Annotated in this window: 26 protein-coding genes; all 26 read right to left on the reverse strand. The window is 45.6% G+C overall.

Annotation, left to right across the window (positions count from 1 at the left end; genetic code table 11):
- Positions 1 to 32 precede the first annotated feature (32 nt).
- Positions 33 to 977 (reverse strand): DNA-directed RNA polymerase subunit alpha, encoded by a 945-nt coding sequence (locus tag QNO02_RS26625; protein WP_017692101.1) that lies wholly within the window; start codon positions 975 to 977, stop codon positions 33 to 35.
- Positions 978 to 1,113: 136 nt separating this feature from the next.
- The gene (gene rpsK / locus QNO02_RS26630; RefSeq protein ID WP_017692100.1) at positions 1,114 to 1,509 is read right to left on the reverse strand and encodes a 30S ribosomal protein S11; all 396 of its coding nucleotides are present in this window, start codon (positions 1,507 to 1,509) and stop codon (positions 1,114 to 1,116) included.
- Between the two features lie 19 nt (positions 1,510 to 1,528).
- Positions 1,529 to 1,897, reverse strand: a complete 369-nt coding sequence (rpsM, locus tag QNO02_RS26635) for a 30S ribosomal protein S13 (RefSeq protein ID WP_062329455.1) — start codon at positions 1,895 to 1,897, stop codon at positions 1,529 to 1,531.
- Positions 1,898 to 1,917: 20 nt separating this feature from the next.
- Positions 1,918 to 2,031 (reverse strand): 50S ribosomal protein L36, encoded by a 114-nt coding sequence (gene rpmJ, locus QNO02_RS26640; RefSeq protein WP_003333770.1) that lies wholly within the window; start codon positions 2,029 to 2,031, stop codon positions 1,918 to 1,920.
- Positions 2,032 to 2,183: 152 nt separating this feature from the next.
- Entirely contained in the window at positions 2,184 to 2,399 is a 216-nt protein-coding gene (gene infA / locus QNO02_RS26645) for a translation initiation factor IF-1 (RefSeq protein ID WP_017692098.1), read from the reverse strand.
- Between the two features lie 3 nt (positions 2,400 to 2,402).
- Positions 2,403 to 2,711, reverse strand: coding sequence for a KOW domain-containing RNA-binding protein (locus QNO02_RS26650; protein WP_091039171.1), 309 nt, complete (start codon positions 2,709 to 2,711; stop codon positions 2,403 to 2,405).
- 10 nt (positions 2,712 to 2,721) lie between these two features.
- Positions 2,722 to 3,474: a type I methionyl aminopeptidase gene (gene map / locus QNO02_RS26655; RefSeq protein ID WP_036607191.1), complete on the reverse strand. Its 753-nt coding sequence runs from the start codon at positions 3,472 to 3,474 to the stop codon at positions 2,722 to 2,724.
- 3 nt (positions 3,475 to 3,477) lie between these two features.
- Positions 3,478 to 4,122 carry an adenylate kinase gene (locus QNO02_RS26660; RefSeq protein WP_036607188.1) on the reverse strand — a complete coding sequence of 215 codons (645 nt, stop codon included), beginning with the start codon at positions 4,120 to 4,122 and terminating at the stop codon, positions 3,478 to 3,480.
- Between the two features lie 90 nt (positions 4,123 to 4,212).
- On the reverse strand, positions 4,213 to 5,511 hold the full coding sequence (gene secY, locus QNO02_RS26665; protein ID WP_047841120.1) for a preprotein translocase subunit SecY: 1,299 nt from the start codon (positions 5,509 to 5,511) through the stop codon (positions 4,213 to 4,215).
- Positions 5,511 to 5,951: a 50S ribosomal protein L15 gene (rplO, locus tag QNO02_RS26670; RefSeq protein ID WP_017692093.1), complete on the reverse strand. Its 441-nt coding sequence runs from the start codon at positions 5,949 to 5,951 to the stop codon at positions 5,511 to 5,513. The genes secY and rplO overlap by 1 nt, the downstream gene beginning before the upstream one ends.
- A gap of 43 nt (positions 5,952 to 5,994) precedes the next feature.
- Positions 5,995 to 6,180, reverse strand: a complete 186-nt coding sequence (rpmD, locus tag QNO02_RS26675) for a 50S ribosomal protein L30 (RefSeq protein WP_289390452.1) — start codon at positions 6,178 to 6,180, stop codon at positions 5,995 to 5,997.
- Positions 6,181 to 6,193: 13 nt separating this feature from the next.
- Positions 6,194 to 6,691 carry a 30S ribosomal protein S5 gene (gene rpsE, locus QNO02_RS26680; protein ID WP_017692091.1) on the reverse strand — a complete coding sequence of 166 codons (498 nt, stop codon included), beginning with the start codon at positions 6,689 to 6,691 and terminating at the stop codon, positions 6,194 to 6,196.
- Positions 6,692 to 6,718: 27 nt separating this feature from the next.
- Positions 6,719 to 7,087, reverse strand: a complete 369-nt coding sequence (gene rplR, locus QNO02_RS26685) for a 50S ribosomal protein L18 (RefSeq protein WP_017692090.1) — start codon at positions 7,085 to 7,087, stop codon at positions 6,719 to 6,721.
- Positions 7,088 to 7,204: 117 nt separating this feature from the next.
- Complete coding sequence (gene rplF, locus QNO02_RS26690; protein ID WP_017692089.1) at positions 7,205 to 7,747, reverse strand: 50S ribosomal protein L6; 543 nt, start codon at positions 7,745 to 7,747, stop codon at positions 7,205 to 7,207.
- Positions 7,748 to 7,777: 30 nt separating this feature from the next.
- Positions 7,778 to 8,176, reverse strand: a complete 399-nt coding sequence (gene rpsH / locus QNO02_RS26695; protein ID WP_017692088.1) for a 30S ribosomal protein S8 — start codon at positions 8,174 to 8,176, stop codon at positions 7,778 to 7,780.
- 32 nt (positions 8,177 to 8,208) lie between these two features.
- Entirely contained in the window at positions 8,209 to 8,394 is a 186-nt protein-coding gene (locus tag QNO02_RS26700) for a type Z 30S ribosomal protein S14 (protein ID WP_013312154.1), read from the reverse strand.
- Between the two features lie 73 nt (positions 8,395 to 8,467).
- A complete protein-coding gene (gene rplE, locus QNO02_RS26705) occupies positions 8,468 to 9,010 on the reverse strand; it encodes a 50S ribosomal protein L5 (RefSeq protein WP_062836185.1) in 543 nt (180 codons plus the stop codon).
- Between the two features lie 32 nt (positions 9,011 to 9,042).
- On the reverse strand, positions 9,043 to 9,396 hold the full coding sequence (rplX, locus tag QNO02_RS26710; protein ID WP_017692086.1) for a 50S ribosomal protein L24: 354 nt from the start codon (positions 9,394 to 9,396) through the stop codon (positions 9,043 to 9,045).
- A 39-nt stretch (positions 9,397 to 9,435) separates the two neighbouring features.
- On the reverse strand, positions 9,436 to 9,804 hold the full coding sequence (rplN, locus tag QNO02_RS26715; protein ID WP_017692085.1) for a 50S ribosomal protein L14: 369 nt from the start codon (positions 9,802 to 9,804) through the stop codon (positions 9,436 to 9,438).
- Between the two features lie 34 nt (positions 9,805 to 9,838).
- Positions 9,839 to 10,105 carry a 30S ribosomal protein S17 gene (rpsQ, locus tag QNO02_RS26720; RefSeq protein ID WP_017692084.1) on the reverse strand — a complete coding sequence of 89 codons (267 nt, stop codon included), beginning with the start codon at positions 10,103 to 10,105 and terminating at the stop codon, positions 9,839 to 9,841.
- A 48-nt stretch (positions 10,106 to 10,153) separates the two neighbouring features.
- A complete protein-coding gene (gene rpmC / locus QNO02_RS26725) occupies positions 10,154 to 10,351 on the reverse strand; it encodes a 50S ribosomal protein L29 (protein ID WP_017692083.1) in 198 nt (65 codons plus the stop codon).
- The gene (rplP, locus tag QNO02_RS26730; protein WP_017692082.1) at positions 10,341 to 10,775 is read right to left on the reverse strand and encodes a 50S ribosomal protein L16; all 435 of its coding nucleotides are present in this window, start codon (positions 10,773 to 10,775) and stop codon (positions 10,341 to 10,343) included. The genes rpmC and rplP overlap by 11 nt, the downstream gene beginning before the upstream one ends.
- Before the next feature lie 2 nt (positions 10,776 to 10,777).
- Positions 10,778 to 11,443, reverse strand: a complete 666-nt coding sequence (gene rpsC, locus QNO02_RS26735; protein ID WP_076216858.1) for a 30S ribosomal protein S3 — start codon at positions 11,441 to 11,443, stop codon at positions 10,778 to 10,780.
- Between the two features lie 15 nt (positions 11,444 to 11,458).
- Entirely contained in the window at positions 11,459 to 11,791 is a 333-nt protein-coding gene (gene rplV / locus QNO02_RS26740) for a 50S ribosomal protein L22 (protein ID WP_024633583.1), read from the reverse strand.
- 35 nt (positions 11,792 to 11,826) lie between these two features.
- Entirely contained in the window at positions 11,827 to 12,105 is a 279-nt protein-coding gene (gene rpsS, locus QNO02_RS26745; protein WP_062836183.1) for a 30S ribosomal protein S19, read from the reverse strand.
- Between the two features lie 71 nt (positions 12,106 to 12,176).
- The gene (gene rplB, locus QNO02_RS26750) at positions 12,177 to 13,007 is read right to left on the reverse strand and encodes a 50S ribosomal protein L2 (protein ID WP_017692078.1); all 831 of its coding nucleotides are present in this window, start codon (positions 13,005 to 13,007) and stop codon (positions 12,177 to 12,179) included.
- Between the last annotated feature and the right edge of the window lie 23 nt (positions 13,008 to 13,030).

Here is a 13,030-nt window from a genome sequence, read left to right on the forward strand (position 1 = left end):
TTTTCCCTCCTTCACTTCAAGCACTCGGCTGTCTATTCTTCTGTACGGAGTCCCAAACCAAGTTCCTCAAGCTTCTCTTGAACTTCTTCCAAAGACTTGCGTCCGAGGTTACGGACTTTCATCATGTCTTCTTCCGTTTTCGTAGTCAGCTCTTGCACGGTATTAATACCGGCACGTTTGAGGCAGTTGTAGGAACGAACAGAGAGATCCAGCTCTTCGATCGTCATTTCGAGTACTTTTTCTTTTTTGTCTTCTTCTTTTTCGACCATGATCTCTGCATCTTTCGCTTCGTCTGTAAGACCCACGAAGAGCATCAGATGCTCAGTCAAAATTTTAGCGCCGAGGCTTACAGCCTCTTCAGGACGAATACTTCCATCAGTCCAAACTTCCAACGTGAGCTTGTCATAGTTGGTCACTTGACCGACACGCGTATTTTCCACAGCGTAGTTAACGCGACTGATCGGGGTGAAGATGGAATCGACTGGGATGACGCCGATCGGCTGGTCATCGCGTTTATTCCGATCTGCCTGGACGTAGCCGCGACCGCGATTGGCAAAAATACGCATGTGAAGTCTCGAACCTGGTCCGAGCGTAGCAATGTGCAAATCCGGGTTAAGGATTTCCACATCGGAGTCAGCACGGATATCTCCAGCCGTAATTGCTCCTTCGCCTTCAGCATCAATCTCGAGCACTTTCTCCTCGTCCGAATGAATCTTAAGCGACAAAGCTTTCAGGTTAAGAATAACCTCCGTTACATCTTCCATTACGCCAGGAACTGTAGCAAATTCATGCAGAACGCCATCGATTTGAACCGAAGACACTGCCGCACCCGGCAGTGACGAGAGCAAGATTCGGCGAAGCGAGTTTCCAAGCGTCGTACCGTATCCGCGCTCAAGCGGTTCTACTACGAATTTCCCATAGGTGCCATCATCGTTGACGTCTACCGTCTCAATTTTCGGCTTTTCGATTTCAATCACTGCAATACCCCTCCTTCAAAACGTCGGTCCTCTATGAAACATTTACCTTCTCTTGCGAAAACATGTAGTAGTATGCCTAAACAACCATTATTAGCAGATTGTGCCGGAAATATACCACACGCAGGGGCAAATCTCATTAGACACGACGACGTTTTGGAGGACGGCATCCGTTATGCGGGACTGGAGTTACGTCTTTGATCAGGTTAACTTCAAGACCAGCAGCTTGCAAAGAGCGGATCGCTGCTTCACGGCCTGCGCCTGGTCCTTTAACCATAACCTCAACGGCTTTCATCCCATGTTCCATTGCAGCTTTGGCAGCAGTCTCAGCAGCCATTTGTGCAGCAAACGGAGTCGATTTACGGGAACCTCTGAATCCGAGGCCGCCGGAGCTTGCCCACGAAATTGCATTTCCGTGAGGATCCGTAATAGTAACGATAGTGTTATTGAAAGTGGAACGGATATGCGCCACGCCAGATTCAATATTCTTACGGTCACGACGTTTAGTACGTACGACTTTTTTCGGTTTAGCCATTTTCTCTTATCCCCCCTTATTATTTCTTCTTGTTCGCTACTGTACGACGAGGACCTTTACGAGTACGAGCATTCGTTTTCGTACGTTGTCCACGAACAGGCAGACCACGACGATGACGAACTCCACGGTAACAACCGATCTCCGTCAAACGTTTAATATTCAAAGAGATTTCTCGACGCAGGTCACCTTCTACTTTGACCTCTTTATCGATACTTTCACGCAATTTGCTGACTTCATCTTCCGTCAAATCACGAACACGAGTGTCCGGATTGATGCCTGTTGTGCTCAGAATTTTCTGGGAAGTCGTTTTACCGATTCCGAAAATATAAGTCAAGGCGATCTCAACGCGCTTATCACGTGGCAAATCCACACCAGCTATACGTGCCATTTTACGCTACACCCCCTTCTTTAACCTTGTTTTTGTTTGTGTTTCGGATTTTCACAGATAACCATAACATTCCCTTTGCGGCGAATGACTTTGCATTTTTCGCAAATCGGCTTGACCGAAGGTCTTACCTTCATGTGAATTACCTCCTCAAAGTTTTGCTAAGCAAAACCCTCTTCGTAAGCATTGACCTTGTTCTACTATTGTAAAACCGGCTTCGAAGCTTTCGCAAGTTTTGCCGGGCAAAACCCGCTACATAAGCTTCACAGTTCATTGCAACTGTCTACTACTATTTACGGTAAGTTATGCGACCTTTTGTTAAATCATAAGGCGACAACTGAACAACTACTTTGTCTCCAGTCAGGATACGGATAAAGTGCATCCGCAGTTTTCCGGAAACGTGAGCGAGAATTTGATGACCGTTCTCAAGCTCAACCTTGAATGTTGCATTCGGTAGCGGTTCGAGAACCGTACCTTCCACTTCAATGACATCTTCCTTGGCCATTAGTCAGTCTCCTTTCTCTTCAGCTTGAATGTTGGTGGATTCCAGAAATGAATGAACCGCGTAACGGAGCTTTCCATTTGTCACCCGACCACTCTCGTTTAAACTGTTCACAACCTCGCTGCTAATCATGGGCTGGAGTTCAAGATGAAGAAGATTCTTCTTCTTAGGTTGATCAAACTTACGTTTGTCTCCATCCGCAATATATACGAACTTACTGTCCGCTATAGCAACAATTACTGCGGCTTGGTCCGCATTGCGGCCTTTACGGATCTTCACAAGTTGACCGAGCTGCGGATTAGACTGACTGTTCATGCCTCATCACCTACGCATTCAGTTTCGTGAAAATTTCCATACCATCTGGTGTAACTGCTACGGTGTGTTCAAAGTGGGCACATAACTTACCATCAACCGTGACGACAGTCCAGTTATCTTCCAACGTTTTCACATACCGTCTACCTACGTTAACCATCGGCTCTATGGCCAGCACCATGCCCGCTTTAAGCCGTGGTCCCCGATCGGGAAGACCATAGTTCGGAATCTGTGGTTCTTCGTGCAGATCTGCGCCTATGCCGTGACCGACATATTCACGAACTACGGAGAACCCTTCATCTTCAATATATTTCTGAATCGCATGAGATATTGTAAACAAGCGAACGTCCGGTTTTACCAGCGCCAGACCTGCGTATAACGAAGCCTCGGTAACGTCCAGAAGACGACGGGCTTCTTCGGAAATACGGCCGACCGGATAAGTCCAGGCGGAATCTCCATGATACCCCTGGTACTGCGCGCCAATGTCAAACGTAACGATATCGCCCTCGTTCAACTTGCGTTTGCCGGGAAATCCATGTACCAACTCTTCATTTACTGAAGCGCACACACTGGCAGGGAAACCGTTATAACCTTTGAAAGACGGCACAGCTCCTTGACTGCGGATATATTGATCGGCCATATGGTCAAGTTCTCCAGTCGTAATACCGGGAGCGATATGCTCTGCCAAGAGACGGTGCGTTTCCGCAACAATTCTCCCTGCTTCCCTCATCAAGCCCAGTTCCGTTTCGGACTTACCAATGATCATCAATTAACCTCTCAGTAAGGACACGATTTCTTGAGAAACTTGATCGATATCCTGTTCTCCGTTCATTTGACGAAGAAGACCTTTAGTCTCATAGAACGTGAGGAGTGGTGCTGTTTTGTTGATATACTCGTCCAGTCGTGTACCTACACTCTCTTCATTATCATCAGAGCGTTGATACAACTCACCAGCGCATTTATCACAAATACCTTCCTGCTTAGGCGGATTGAATACCACATGATAAGTGGAACCACAGTTTTTACAAATTCGACGCCCCGTCAAACGAGCCAGCAATTTGTTGCGATCCACTTTCAGGTTGATTACATGATCGAGACCTGAGTTCAATCGATCCAGAATGCCATCGAGCGCTTCTGCTTGCGAAAGGGTTCTTGGAAATCCGTCCAAGAGGAAACCTTCTCTGCAGTCAGGCTGCTGCAAACGTTCTTCAACGATGCCAATGGTTACATCATCTGGTACAAGCAATCCTTGATCCATATATTCCTTGGCTTTCATGCCAATGGGAGTTCCCTGTTTGATCGCGAGACGAAATGCATCGCCTGTTGAAATATGGGGAATACCGAACTCTTTCACGATGACGTCTGCTTGCGTTCCTTTTCCTGCCCCCGGAGGGCCCATGAATAGGATGTTCACGTTATGTCACTCCCTCCAAGACTACCCTACATCAACAAACAGCACAATAGGTGCCGGCAAGTAAATCTTCACTCGACCGGTACCTATTGCCTATTTATTGATAAAACCTTTGTAGTGGCGTTTGATCAATTGGCTTTCGATTTGCTTCATCGTATCCAGCGCAACACCGATAACGATCAGGAGGGATGTTCCTCCAATTTGCGCAGATTGAGGCAAACCAGAAAGTGCCCCTAAGAATACAGGCAGAACGGAAATGACTGCCAAGAAGATGGCTCCGGCCATTGTCAAACGAGTCATGACACGGGTCAGATATTTCTCGGTTGCTTTACCCGGGCGAATGCCTGGGATGTAACCGCCGTTCTTTTTCATATTATCAGCCATCTGCTGTGGATTCATCTGTACAAAAGTATAGAAGAATGTGAAACCGAAGATCATCACGACATACAGCAACATACCCAGAGGTTTGTGTGTAGTCAGGTTCTGTCCGATCCACTGTGCCCAGAGGCGATCTGCCCAGAAGTTGGCGATGATCGTTGGGAACATCAACAGCGATGAAGCAAAGATGACAGGGATAACACCTGCTGCATTAATTTTCAGCGGGATATGTGTATTCTGTCCACCGTACATTTTGTTACCTACGACACGTTTAGCGTACTGTACAGGAATTTTCCGAATCGCCTGCTGAATGTAAATGACTCCTATGATGATCAACACAATAACAATTGCGATGATAACACCTTTAAGAATATTCATAAACAGTTGGTCAGGTTGAATGAAGTCAGATTCGATCGTTTGTTTGATAATGTTAGGCACCGTAGATAGGATACCCGCAAAGATCAAGATCGAAATCCCGTTTCCTATGCCCTTCTCGGTGATCTGCTCACCAAGCCACATCAGGAATGAAGTACCGGCTGTAAGTACAATCGCGATCAAGATATAATCTGCAAATGTAGCGTTAGGCACCATCTCTGTATTGTACAAGCGGTTGAATCCGATCGACGTACCAAACGCTTGAATCAATGCCAGCCCGATGGTTAAATAACGGGTTAACTGTGCAGATTTCTTCTTACCTTGTTCACCTTGCTTTGCCCACTCCGCTAATTTAGGAATAACGTCCATGGAAAGCAACTGTACTATGATAGACGCAGTGATGTAAGGCACGATCCCGAGCGCAAATATCGAGAACTGGAAGAGCGCTCCACCCGAGAACGTATTGAGAAGTCCAAAAACTTCTTTACCCGCAGAATTTGTCGCTTCGAACACATCTTTGTTAACTCCCGGCACGGGGACAAAGGAGCCGATGCGGTAAATGATCAGTACAAAAAGGGTAAATAATACCCTTTTGCGCAGATCTTCAACCCGCCAGATATTCTTTAGGGTCTTGAACATTAAATCACCTCAGTTGTACCGCCAGCAGCTTCAATTTTCTCAATAGCAGATTGAGAAAACTTGTTAGCTTTAACAGTCAGCTTCACAGTGACATCACCGTTACCCAGGATTTTGATTCCGGATTTAGCGTTTTTAACTACGCCGTTCGTCATCAAGAATTCTGGAGTTACTTCAGTACCCGCAGCAAAACTGTTCAGGTCTTCAGTATTCACAACTGCATATTCTTTGCGAGTTGGGTTTACAAAACCACGTTTTGGCAAGCGACGATACAATGGATTTTGTCCACCTTCGAAGCCTGGACGAACTCCACCGCCAGAACGAGAATTTTGTCCTTTGTGACCGCGACCTGATGTTTTACCTGTACCACTACTTGGACCGCGACCAAGACGTTTACGTTCTTTGCGGGATCCAGGAGATGGTGAAAGCTCATGTAACTTCATCGTTCGTTGCACCTCCTTAAAGATTTGTGGGATTAACCCGTTTTTAAGCTTCTAATTCTTTAACAGCAACCAAGTGGCTTACTTTGTTAATCATACCACGGATGGCAGGATTATCGTTTTGTACCACTTTGCTATTGATTTTGCGCAAACCCAATGTTTTCACAGTTGTTCTTTGCGTCTCCGGACGTCCGATCAAGCTGCGGACGAGGGTAATTTCTAATTTAGCCATGAGAATTCCCTCCTTAACCCAGAAGCTCTTCGACGGATTTTCCGCGCAGTTTAGCCACGTCTTCAGCACGCTTCAAACGGGACAAACCTTCCAAAGTCGCATTGACCATGTTCATGGAATTCGAAGAACCCAGAGATTTTGTCAAAATGTCACCTACACCAGCAAGTTCGAGAACCGCACGTACAGGACCACCAGCGATAACACCAGTACCTTCAGATGCTGGTTTCAACAGCACGCGTCCTGCGCCGAACTTACCTGTTACCAAGTGAGGAATCGATGTTCCTACGAGTGGAACGTGTACAAGGTTTTTCTTAGCGTCTTCAATACCTTTGCGAATTGCATCAGGTACTTCGCCCGCTTTACCGATACCAGCTCCAACCCAGCCGTTGCCGTCGCCGACTACAACCAGTGCGCTAAAGCTGAAACGGCGTCCGCCTTTTACTACTTTAGCTACGCGATTAATATTTACAACTCTTTCAGTCAGTTCCAAAGTATTCGGATCTACACGCAAGTCGTTAACCTCCTTTTGAAAAATATCTTAAAACTCAAGTCCTGCTTCACGAGCCGCTTCAGCCAATGCTGCGATACGACCATGGTACAGATATCCGCTACGGTCAAATACGATGTTGGAAACACCTTTATCTTTAGCACGTTTAGCAACGAGTTCGCCAACTTTACGAGCTGATTCAACAGATGCACCATTTTTGATGTCAGTGCTCAATTCTTTGTCTACAGTAGACGCAGAAGCGATTGTTACACCAGCAACATCATCGATGATTTGAGCATACATATGTTTACCAGAACGGAATACGTTCAAACGAGGACGTGCTGCCGTTCCTTGGATTTTCTTACGAACACGAAGGTGTCTTTTCAGACGAGCCTTATTTTTATCTGGTTTCGTAATCATCTCAAAGATTCACTCCTTTCAGGTTACCTCGCTGGCTTCAAAGCAGAAGCCACGGGGTATATTAGAGACACACGAAGCAAGCAAGCCGAAAGCCGCGCAAAGGCGGTAAGAGAAATCTTATTTCTTCTTACCGGCTTTACCTTCCTTACGGATGATACGCTCGCCTTCATATTTAATACCTTTACCTTTGTACGGCTCAGGCTCACGTACGGAACGGATTTTAGCAGCGTAAGCACCTACACGCTCTTTGTCAATTCCGCGAACGATGATTTTTGTATTCGAAGGTACTTCGAATTCAATTCCCGCTTCAGGTGTAATTTCAACCGGGTGAGAGTAACCAACGTTTAGAACGATTTTATCTCCGGATTTGCTTGCACGATATCCGACCCCAACCAATTCCAGAGATTTCGCGAATCCTTCAGTAACGCCGCTCACCATATTGTTTACAACGCTACGCGTTGTGCCGTGCAAAGAACGGTGAGTTTTGTTATCGGAAGGACGCACAACTGTGATTTCGTTATTTTCAACTGTAACCTTCATGTCTTTATGAAGCTCACGAGTCAAAGTTCCTTTTGGTCCTTTTACCGTAATAACGGTGTTGTCCAGGGTGATGTCTACACCACTTGGTACTGTGATTGGTTTGCGACCAATACGAGACATATGTTGCACCTCCTATCTTGTGACGTTATATTACCAAACGTAGCAAACGACTTCTCCGCCGGATTTCGATTGACGAGCTTCTTTGTCCGTCATGATACCTTTAGATGTCGAGATGATCGCGATTCCCAGGCCACCAAGTACACGAGGTACTTCGTTGCTTTTCGTGTAAACACGAAGACCAGGTTTACTGATTCTTTTCAGACCAGTGATAACGCGCTCGTTATTTTGACCGTATTTCAGGAAAACACGGATAATCCCTTGTTTGTTATCATCGATAACTTCAGCGTCACGGATGAAACCTTCACGCTTCAGGATATCGGCGATTTGTTTTTTCATTGTCGAAGCAGGCATTTCTACCGTTTCGTGACGAACAGTGTTCGCGTTACGAATACGAGTAAGCATATCTGCAATTGGATCAGACATAGTCATTGTGAGTTAACCTCCTTCCCGTTCAGGACTTTTTACCAGCTTGCTTTTTTCACGCCAGGGATCTGGCCTTTATAAGCTAATTCACGGAAACAAATTCTGCAAATTTTGAACTTTTGCAGGACCGAATGTGGACGTCCGCAACGCTCACAGCGTGTATATGCACGTACTTTAAACTTAGGTGTACGTTGTTGTTTAACTTTCATCGAAGTTTTTGCCACTTAGCCTGACACCTCCTAAATAATTTCGGAGAAAAGGGAGTCTTTCCAGACACCCGGAAACGTTATGCCAACATTACTTAACGAAAGGCATTCCCATTTGCGTGAGCAATTCGCGGGACTCTTCGTCTGTTTTCGCCGTTGTTACGATGACAATATCCATACCGCGGACTTTATCAACTTTATCATACTCGATCTCTGGGAAGATCAATTGTTCTTTCAGACCCAGTGTGTAGTTACCACGTCCGTCGAAAGCTTTGCTCGATACACCACGGAAGTCGCGGACACGAGGAAGCGTAACGTTGAACAGTTTATCGAGGAAGAAGTACATACGCTCGCCGCGCAATGTTACTTTAACACCGATAGGCATATTCTCACGCAGTTTGAATCCTGCGATAGATTTTTTAGCACGAGTGATTACAGGTTTTTGACCTGCGATCAGTTGCAAATCGCTTACTGCGGAATCCAACACTTTGGAGTTTTGGACAGCGTCGCCCACACCCATGTTGATAACGATTTTCTCGATTTTCGGCACTTGCATTACCGTTGTATAGTTAAACTTCTGCATCAAAGCAGGAGCGATTTCTTGCAGGTAACGTTCTTTCATTCTTGATGCCATGAATCATAGCCCTCCTTTCTCATTCGGTTCAATTAGTCGATAATTTCTCCGGAACGTTTAGCAACGCGCACTTTCTTTCCGTTATCCAAAACTTTGTAACCTACACGGGTTACTTTTCCGCTCTTCGGATCGATGTGCATTACGTTGGAAACGTGAATCGGAGCTTCCTTCTCGATAATGCCGCCTTGCGGATTTTGCTGGTTAGGCTTCTGGTGTTTTTTCACCATGTTAACACCTTCCACAAGGACGCGGTTCTCACGAGGATAAGCAGCGATGACACGGCCTTTTTTACCTTTGTCTTTACCGCTGATCACCATAACCGTATCTTCCTTCTTAACGTGAAGTTTGTTGTTATGGGATTCCAGAACTTTTTTCACTCTTGGCATTTCGTACACCTCCTGTTTCTAACATCACGAGATTAAGCTTTAGATTACTTCTGGAGCCAAGGAAACGATTTTCATGAAGTCTTTATCGCGAAGTTCGCGAGCAACTGGTCCGAAAATACGTGTTCCACGTGGGCTTCTGTCGTCTTTTACAACAACCGCTGCATTTTCATCAAAACCGATGTAGGAACCGTCTTTACGACGTACAGAACGTTTCGTACGAACGACAACCGCTCTAACTACATCACCTTTTTTGACAACGCCGCCTGGTGTTGCTTGTTTAACAGAACAAACGATCAGATCACCGATTTGAGCTGTACGACGTCCCGTACCGCCGAGTACGCGGATACACATCAGTTCCTTCGCACCGGAGTTGTCAGCCACAGTCAAACGTGTAAATGGTTGAATCATTTAGTATTCCTCCTTTCAGCAGTGCTGCTGAGCATTAGATGATAACCGCTTTTTCTACGATTTCAGTAAGTCTCCAGCGTTTATCTTTCGAAAGCGGACGAGTCTCCATGATTTTCACCGTGTCACCGATTTTCGCAGTGTTTTCTTCGTCATGTGCTTTGAATTTTTTAGTAACCTTAATGCGTTTATGGTACAAGTTGTGTTTTTTGTAAGTTTCTACAGCAACAACAATTGTTTTGTCCATTTTATCGCTGACCACTTTACCAGTTTGCACTTTACGTGCGTTACGTTCTTCGCTCATTGTTGGCCTCCTTCCTGATTACGGACGGATTGTCCATCCTATCCCTAATTAACCGATTCCCAATTCTCTCTCACGGATAATGGTTTTAGCACGAGCTATTTCTTTCCGCACATCACGGATGCGAGTCGGGTTATCCAGCTGACCGGTAGCTAATTGAAAGCGGAGGTTAAAGAGTTCTTCTTTAAATCCGGCAATCTTTTGCTCGATTTCAGCAGAGGTTAGGTTGCGAAATTCACTAGCTTTCATTTGCTTCACCACCCAATTCTTCACGTTTCACGAACTTCGTTTTGATTGGCAGTTTGTGAGCGGCAAGACGCATTGCTTCGCGTGCAATTTCCTCCGGTACACCAGCAAGTTCAAACATGATCTTACCTGGTTTCACTACTGCAACCCATTTTTCTACGTTACCTTTACCGCTACCCATCCGAACCTCGAGAGGCTTTTGAGTGATTGGTTTGTCTGGGAAAATTTTAATCCAAACTTTACCACCACGTTTGATGTAACGAGTCATCGCAATACGAGCCGCTTCGATCTGACGGTTCGTAATCCAAGCCGGTTCCGTAGCTTGCAGACCGTATTCGCCAAAGTTCAGAGTCGTTCCGCCTTTAGCTTGGCCTTTCATATGTCCACGTTGTTGCTTACGGTGTTTTACACGTTTTGGTACCAACATGATTAGTTGCCTCCTTCCTTAGCAGCTTGTTTCTTAGCCGTAGGAAGAACCTCTCCACGATAGATCCATACTTTTACGCCGATACGTCCGTAAGTAGTATGAGCCTCTGCTGTACCATAGTCAATGTCAGCACGCAGTGTGTGCAGTGGAACAGTTCCTTCGCTGTAGCCTTCAGAACGTGCGATCTCAGCACCGCCAAGACGTCCGCCTACTTGAGTTTTGATACCTTTAGCACCGGAGCGCATAGTTCTTTGAATTGCTTGTTTCAGAGCACGACGGAAAGAAACACGACGTTCCAATTGTTGTGCAATGCTTTCAGCTACAAGAACAGCGTCCAAGTCTTGGTTCTTAATTTCAGAAATGTTGATGTGTACTTTTTTACCGCCAGCAATTTTCGTAATTTGGTTACGAAGATTTTCAACTTCCGAACCACCCTTACCAATAACCATACCTGGTTTAGCAGTGTGAATCGTTACGTTTACGCGGTTAGCCGCTCTCTCAATTTCTACACGAGATAAAGCGGAGTCTTTCAATTTATTTTTCAGGAATTCACGAATTCTCACGTCTTCCATCAAAAGATCACCGAAGTCTTTGCCTGCATACCACTTAGATTCCCAGTCACGGATAATTCCGACACGGAGTCCGACTGGATTTACCTTTTGGCCCACACATTTCCCCTCCTTCTACTTCTCAGATACCACCAAAGTAATGTGGCTAGTACGTTTGTTAATACGACTTGCACGTCCCATTGCACGAGGGCGGAAACGTTTCATTGTCGGTCCTTGGTTCACGTAAGCTTGCGAGATAACCAAGTTGTTAACATCCAAAGAATAGTTATGTTCCGCATTCGCAATAGCGGAGTTAAGCAACTTCTCAACGATTGGAGAAGCGGATTTCGGAGTGTGACGGAGAATGGCAACCGCCTCACCTACTTGCTTGCCGCGAATCAAGTCAACAACGAGTTGAACTTTACGAGGAGCAATCCGGATAAACTTAGCATGTGCTTTTGCTTCCATTGTGTAACCTCCTCTCAAACATTAAAGATGTTCATTTATCTTCTTGTTTTCTTATCATCATCAGTATGGCCTTTGTACGTACGGGTTGGAGCGAACTCACCCAGTTTGTGTCCGACCATGTCCTCAGTTACATATACTGGCACGTGTTTACGACCATCGTAAACGCCAAATGTGTGTCCGATGAATTGTGGGAAAATTGTAGAACGACGGGACCAGGTTTTGATTACGTTCTTCTTACCTGAAGCTTCCATCTCTTCTACCTTTTTGAGCATGTAGCCATCAATGAATGGCCCTTTTTTCAAACTGCGACCCATGTGGAGATCCTCCCTTCAAACGTAGCTATTATGCATCCGCAGATGCCTCACGAAGTTATGCACAGTGTGTATTACTTCGTGCGGCGGCGAATGATGTATTTATCAGAAGCTTTATTTTTCTTACGCGTTTTGTAACCAAGAGTAGGTTTACCCCATGGTGACATTGGCGATTTACGTCCGATTGGAGCACGACCTTCACCACCACCGTGTGGGTGATCGTTAGGGTTCATTACTACACCACGAACCTCAGGACGTTTACCCAACCAACGGCTACGACCGGCTTTACCGATTTTGATGAGCTCGTGGTCTTGGTTACCAACAGATCCGATTGTCGCACGGCAAACTTTCAAAATACGACGAACTTCTCCGGAAGAGAGACGAACGGAAACGTATTTTTCTTCTTTACCAAGCAATTGAGCTTCTGTACCAGCAGCACGAACCAATTGTCCGCCTTTACCTGGTTTCAACTCGATGTTGTGGATAACGGTACCTACTGGAATGTTTTCGAGTGGCAGTGCGTTACCGATTTTGATGTCTGATTCAGGTCCGGAGAATACTTGATCTCCAACTTTCAAACCTTTAGGAGCGATGATATAACGTTTCTCACCATCAGCATAGTGAATCAGAGCGATGTTGGATGTACGGTTCGGGTCATACTCAATCGTAGCAACGCGGCCCGGTATTCCATCTTTAGTACGTTTGAAGTCAATGATACGGTATTTACGTTTGTGTCCACCACCATGGTGACGAACTGTAATTTTACCTTGGTTGTTGCGGCCTGCTTGTTTGCTCAACGGGGCCAACAACGATTTCTCCGGCTGATTTGTGGTGATTTCCTCAAATGTAGAAACGGACATGTTCCGTCTTGCCGGGGAAGTTGGTTTATACTTTTTGATTGGCACTGGGTTTCCCTCCTTACTTCAAA

The organism is Paenibacillus sp. PK1-4R (assembly GCF_030369595.1).
Lineage (GTDB): Bacteria > Bacillota > Bacilli > Paenibacillales > Paenibacillaceae > Paenibacillus.

Bases quoted from the DNA above. Each gene is read 5' to 3' on its own strand.
- infA (WP_017692098.1), bottom strand. From the start codon at position 2,399: ATGGCCAAGGAAGATGTCATTGAAGTGGAAGGTACGGTTCTCGAACCG.
- rpsK (WP_017692100.1), bottom strand. From the start codon at position 1,509: ATGGCTAAACCGAAAAAAGTCGTACGTACTAAACGTCGTGACCGTAAG.
- rpmC (WP_017692083.1), bottom strand. From the start codon at position 10,351: ATGAAAGCTAGTGAATTTCGCAACCTAACCTCTGCTGAAATCGAGCAA.
- rpmD (WP_289390452.1), bottom strand. From the start codon at position 6,180: ATGGCTAAATTAGAAATTACCCTCGTCCGCAGCTTGATCGGACGTCCG.
- rplX (WP_017692086.1), bottom strand. From the start codon at position 9,396: ATGCCAAGAGTGAAAAAAGTTCTGGAATCCCATAACAACAAACTTCAC.
- secY (WP_047841120.1), bottom strand. From the start codon at position 5,511: ATGTTCAAGACCCTAAAGAATATCTGGCGGGTTGAAGATCTGCGCAAA.
- rpsQ (WP_017692084.1), bottom strand. From the start codon at position 10,105: ATGAGCGAAGAACGTAACGCACGTAAAGTGCAAACTGGTAAAGTGGTC.
- rpmJ (WP_003333770.1), bottom strand. From the start codon at position 2,031: ATGAAGGTAAGACCTTCGGTCAAGCCGATTTGCGAAAAATGCAAAGTC.
- QNO02_RS26650 (WP_091039171.1), bottom strand. From the start codon at position 2,711: ATGAACAGTCAGTCTAATCCGCAGCTCGGTCAACTTGTGAAGATCCGT.
- rpsM (WP_062329455.1), bottom strand. From the start codon at position 1,897: ATGGCACGTATAGCTGGTGTGGATTTGCCACGTGATAAGCGCGTTGAG.
- rplO (WP_017692093.1), bottom strand. From the start codon at position 5,951: ATGAAGTTACATGAGCTTTCACCATCTCCTGGATCCCGCAAAGAACGT.
- rplR (WP_017692090.1), bottom strand. From the start codon at position 7,087: ATGATTACGAAACCAGATAAAAATAAGGCTCGTCTGAAAAGACACCTT.
- rplF (WP_017692089.1), bottom strand. From the start codon at position 7,747: ATGTCTCGTATTGGTCGCAAACCAATCACAGTACCAAGTGGTGTAGAC.
- rplP (WP_017692082.1), bottom strand. From the start codon at position 10,775: ATGTTGGTACCAAAACGTGTAAAACACCGTAAGCAACAACGTGGACAT.
- rplE (WP_062836185.1), bottom strand. From the start codon at position 9,010: ATGGCATCAAGAATGAAAGAACGTTACCTGCAAGAAATCGCTCCTGCT.
- rplV (WP_024633583.1), bottom strand. From the start codon at position 11,791: ATGGAAGCAAAAGCACATGCTAAGTTTATCCGGATTGCTCCTCGTAAA.
- rplN (WP_017692085.1), bottom strand. From the start codon at position 9,804: ATGATTCAACCATTTACACGTTTGACTGTGGCTGACAACTCCGGTGCG.
- rpsS (WP_062836183.1), bottom strand. From the start codon at position 12,105: ATGGGTCGCAGTTTGAAAAAAGGGCCATTCATTGATGGCTACATGCTC.
- map (WP_036607191.1), bottom strand. From the start codon at position 3,474: ATGATCATTGGTAAGTCCGAAACGGAACTGGGCTTGATGAGGGAAGCA.
- rpsH (WP_017692088.1), bottom strand. From the start codon at position 8,176: ATGACTATGTCTGATCCAATTGCAGATATGCTTACTCGTATTCGTAAC.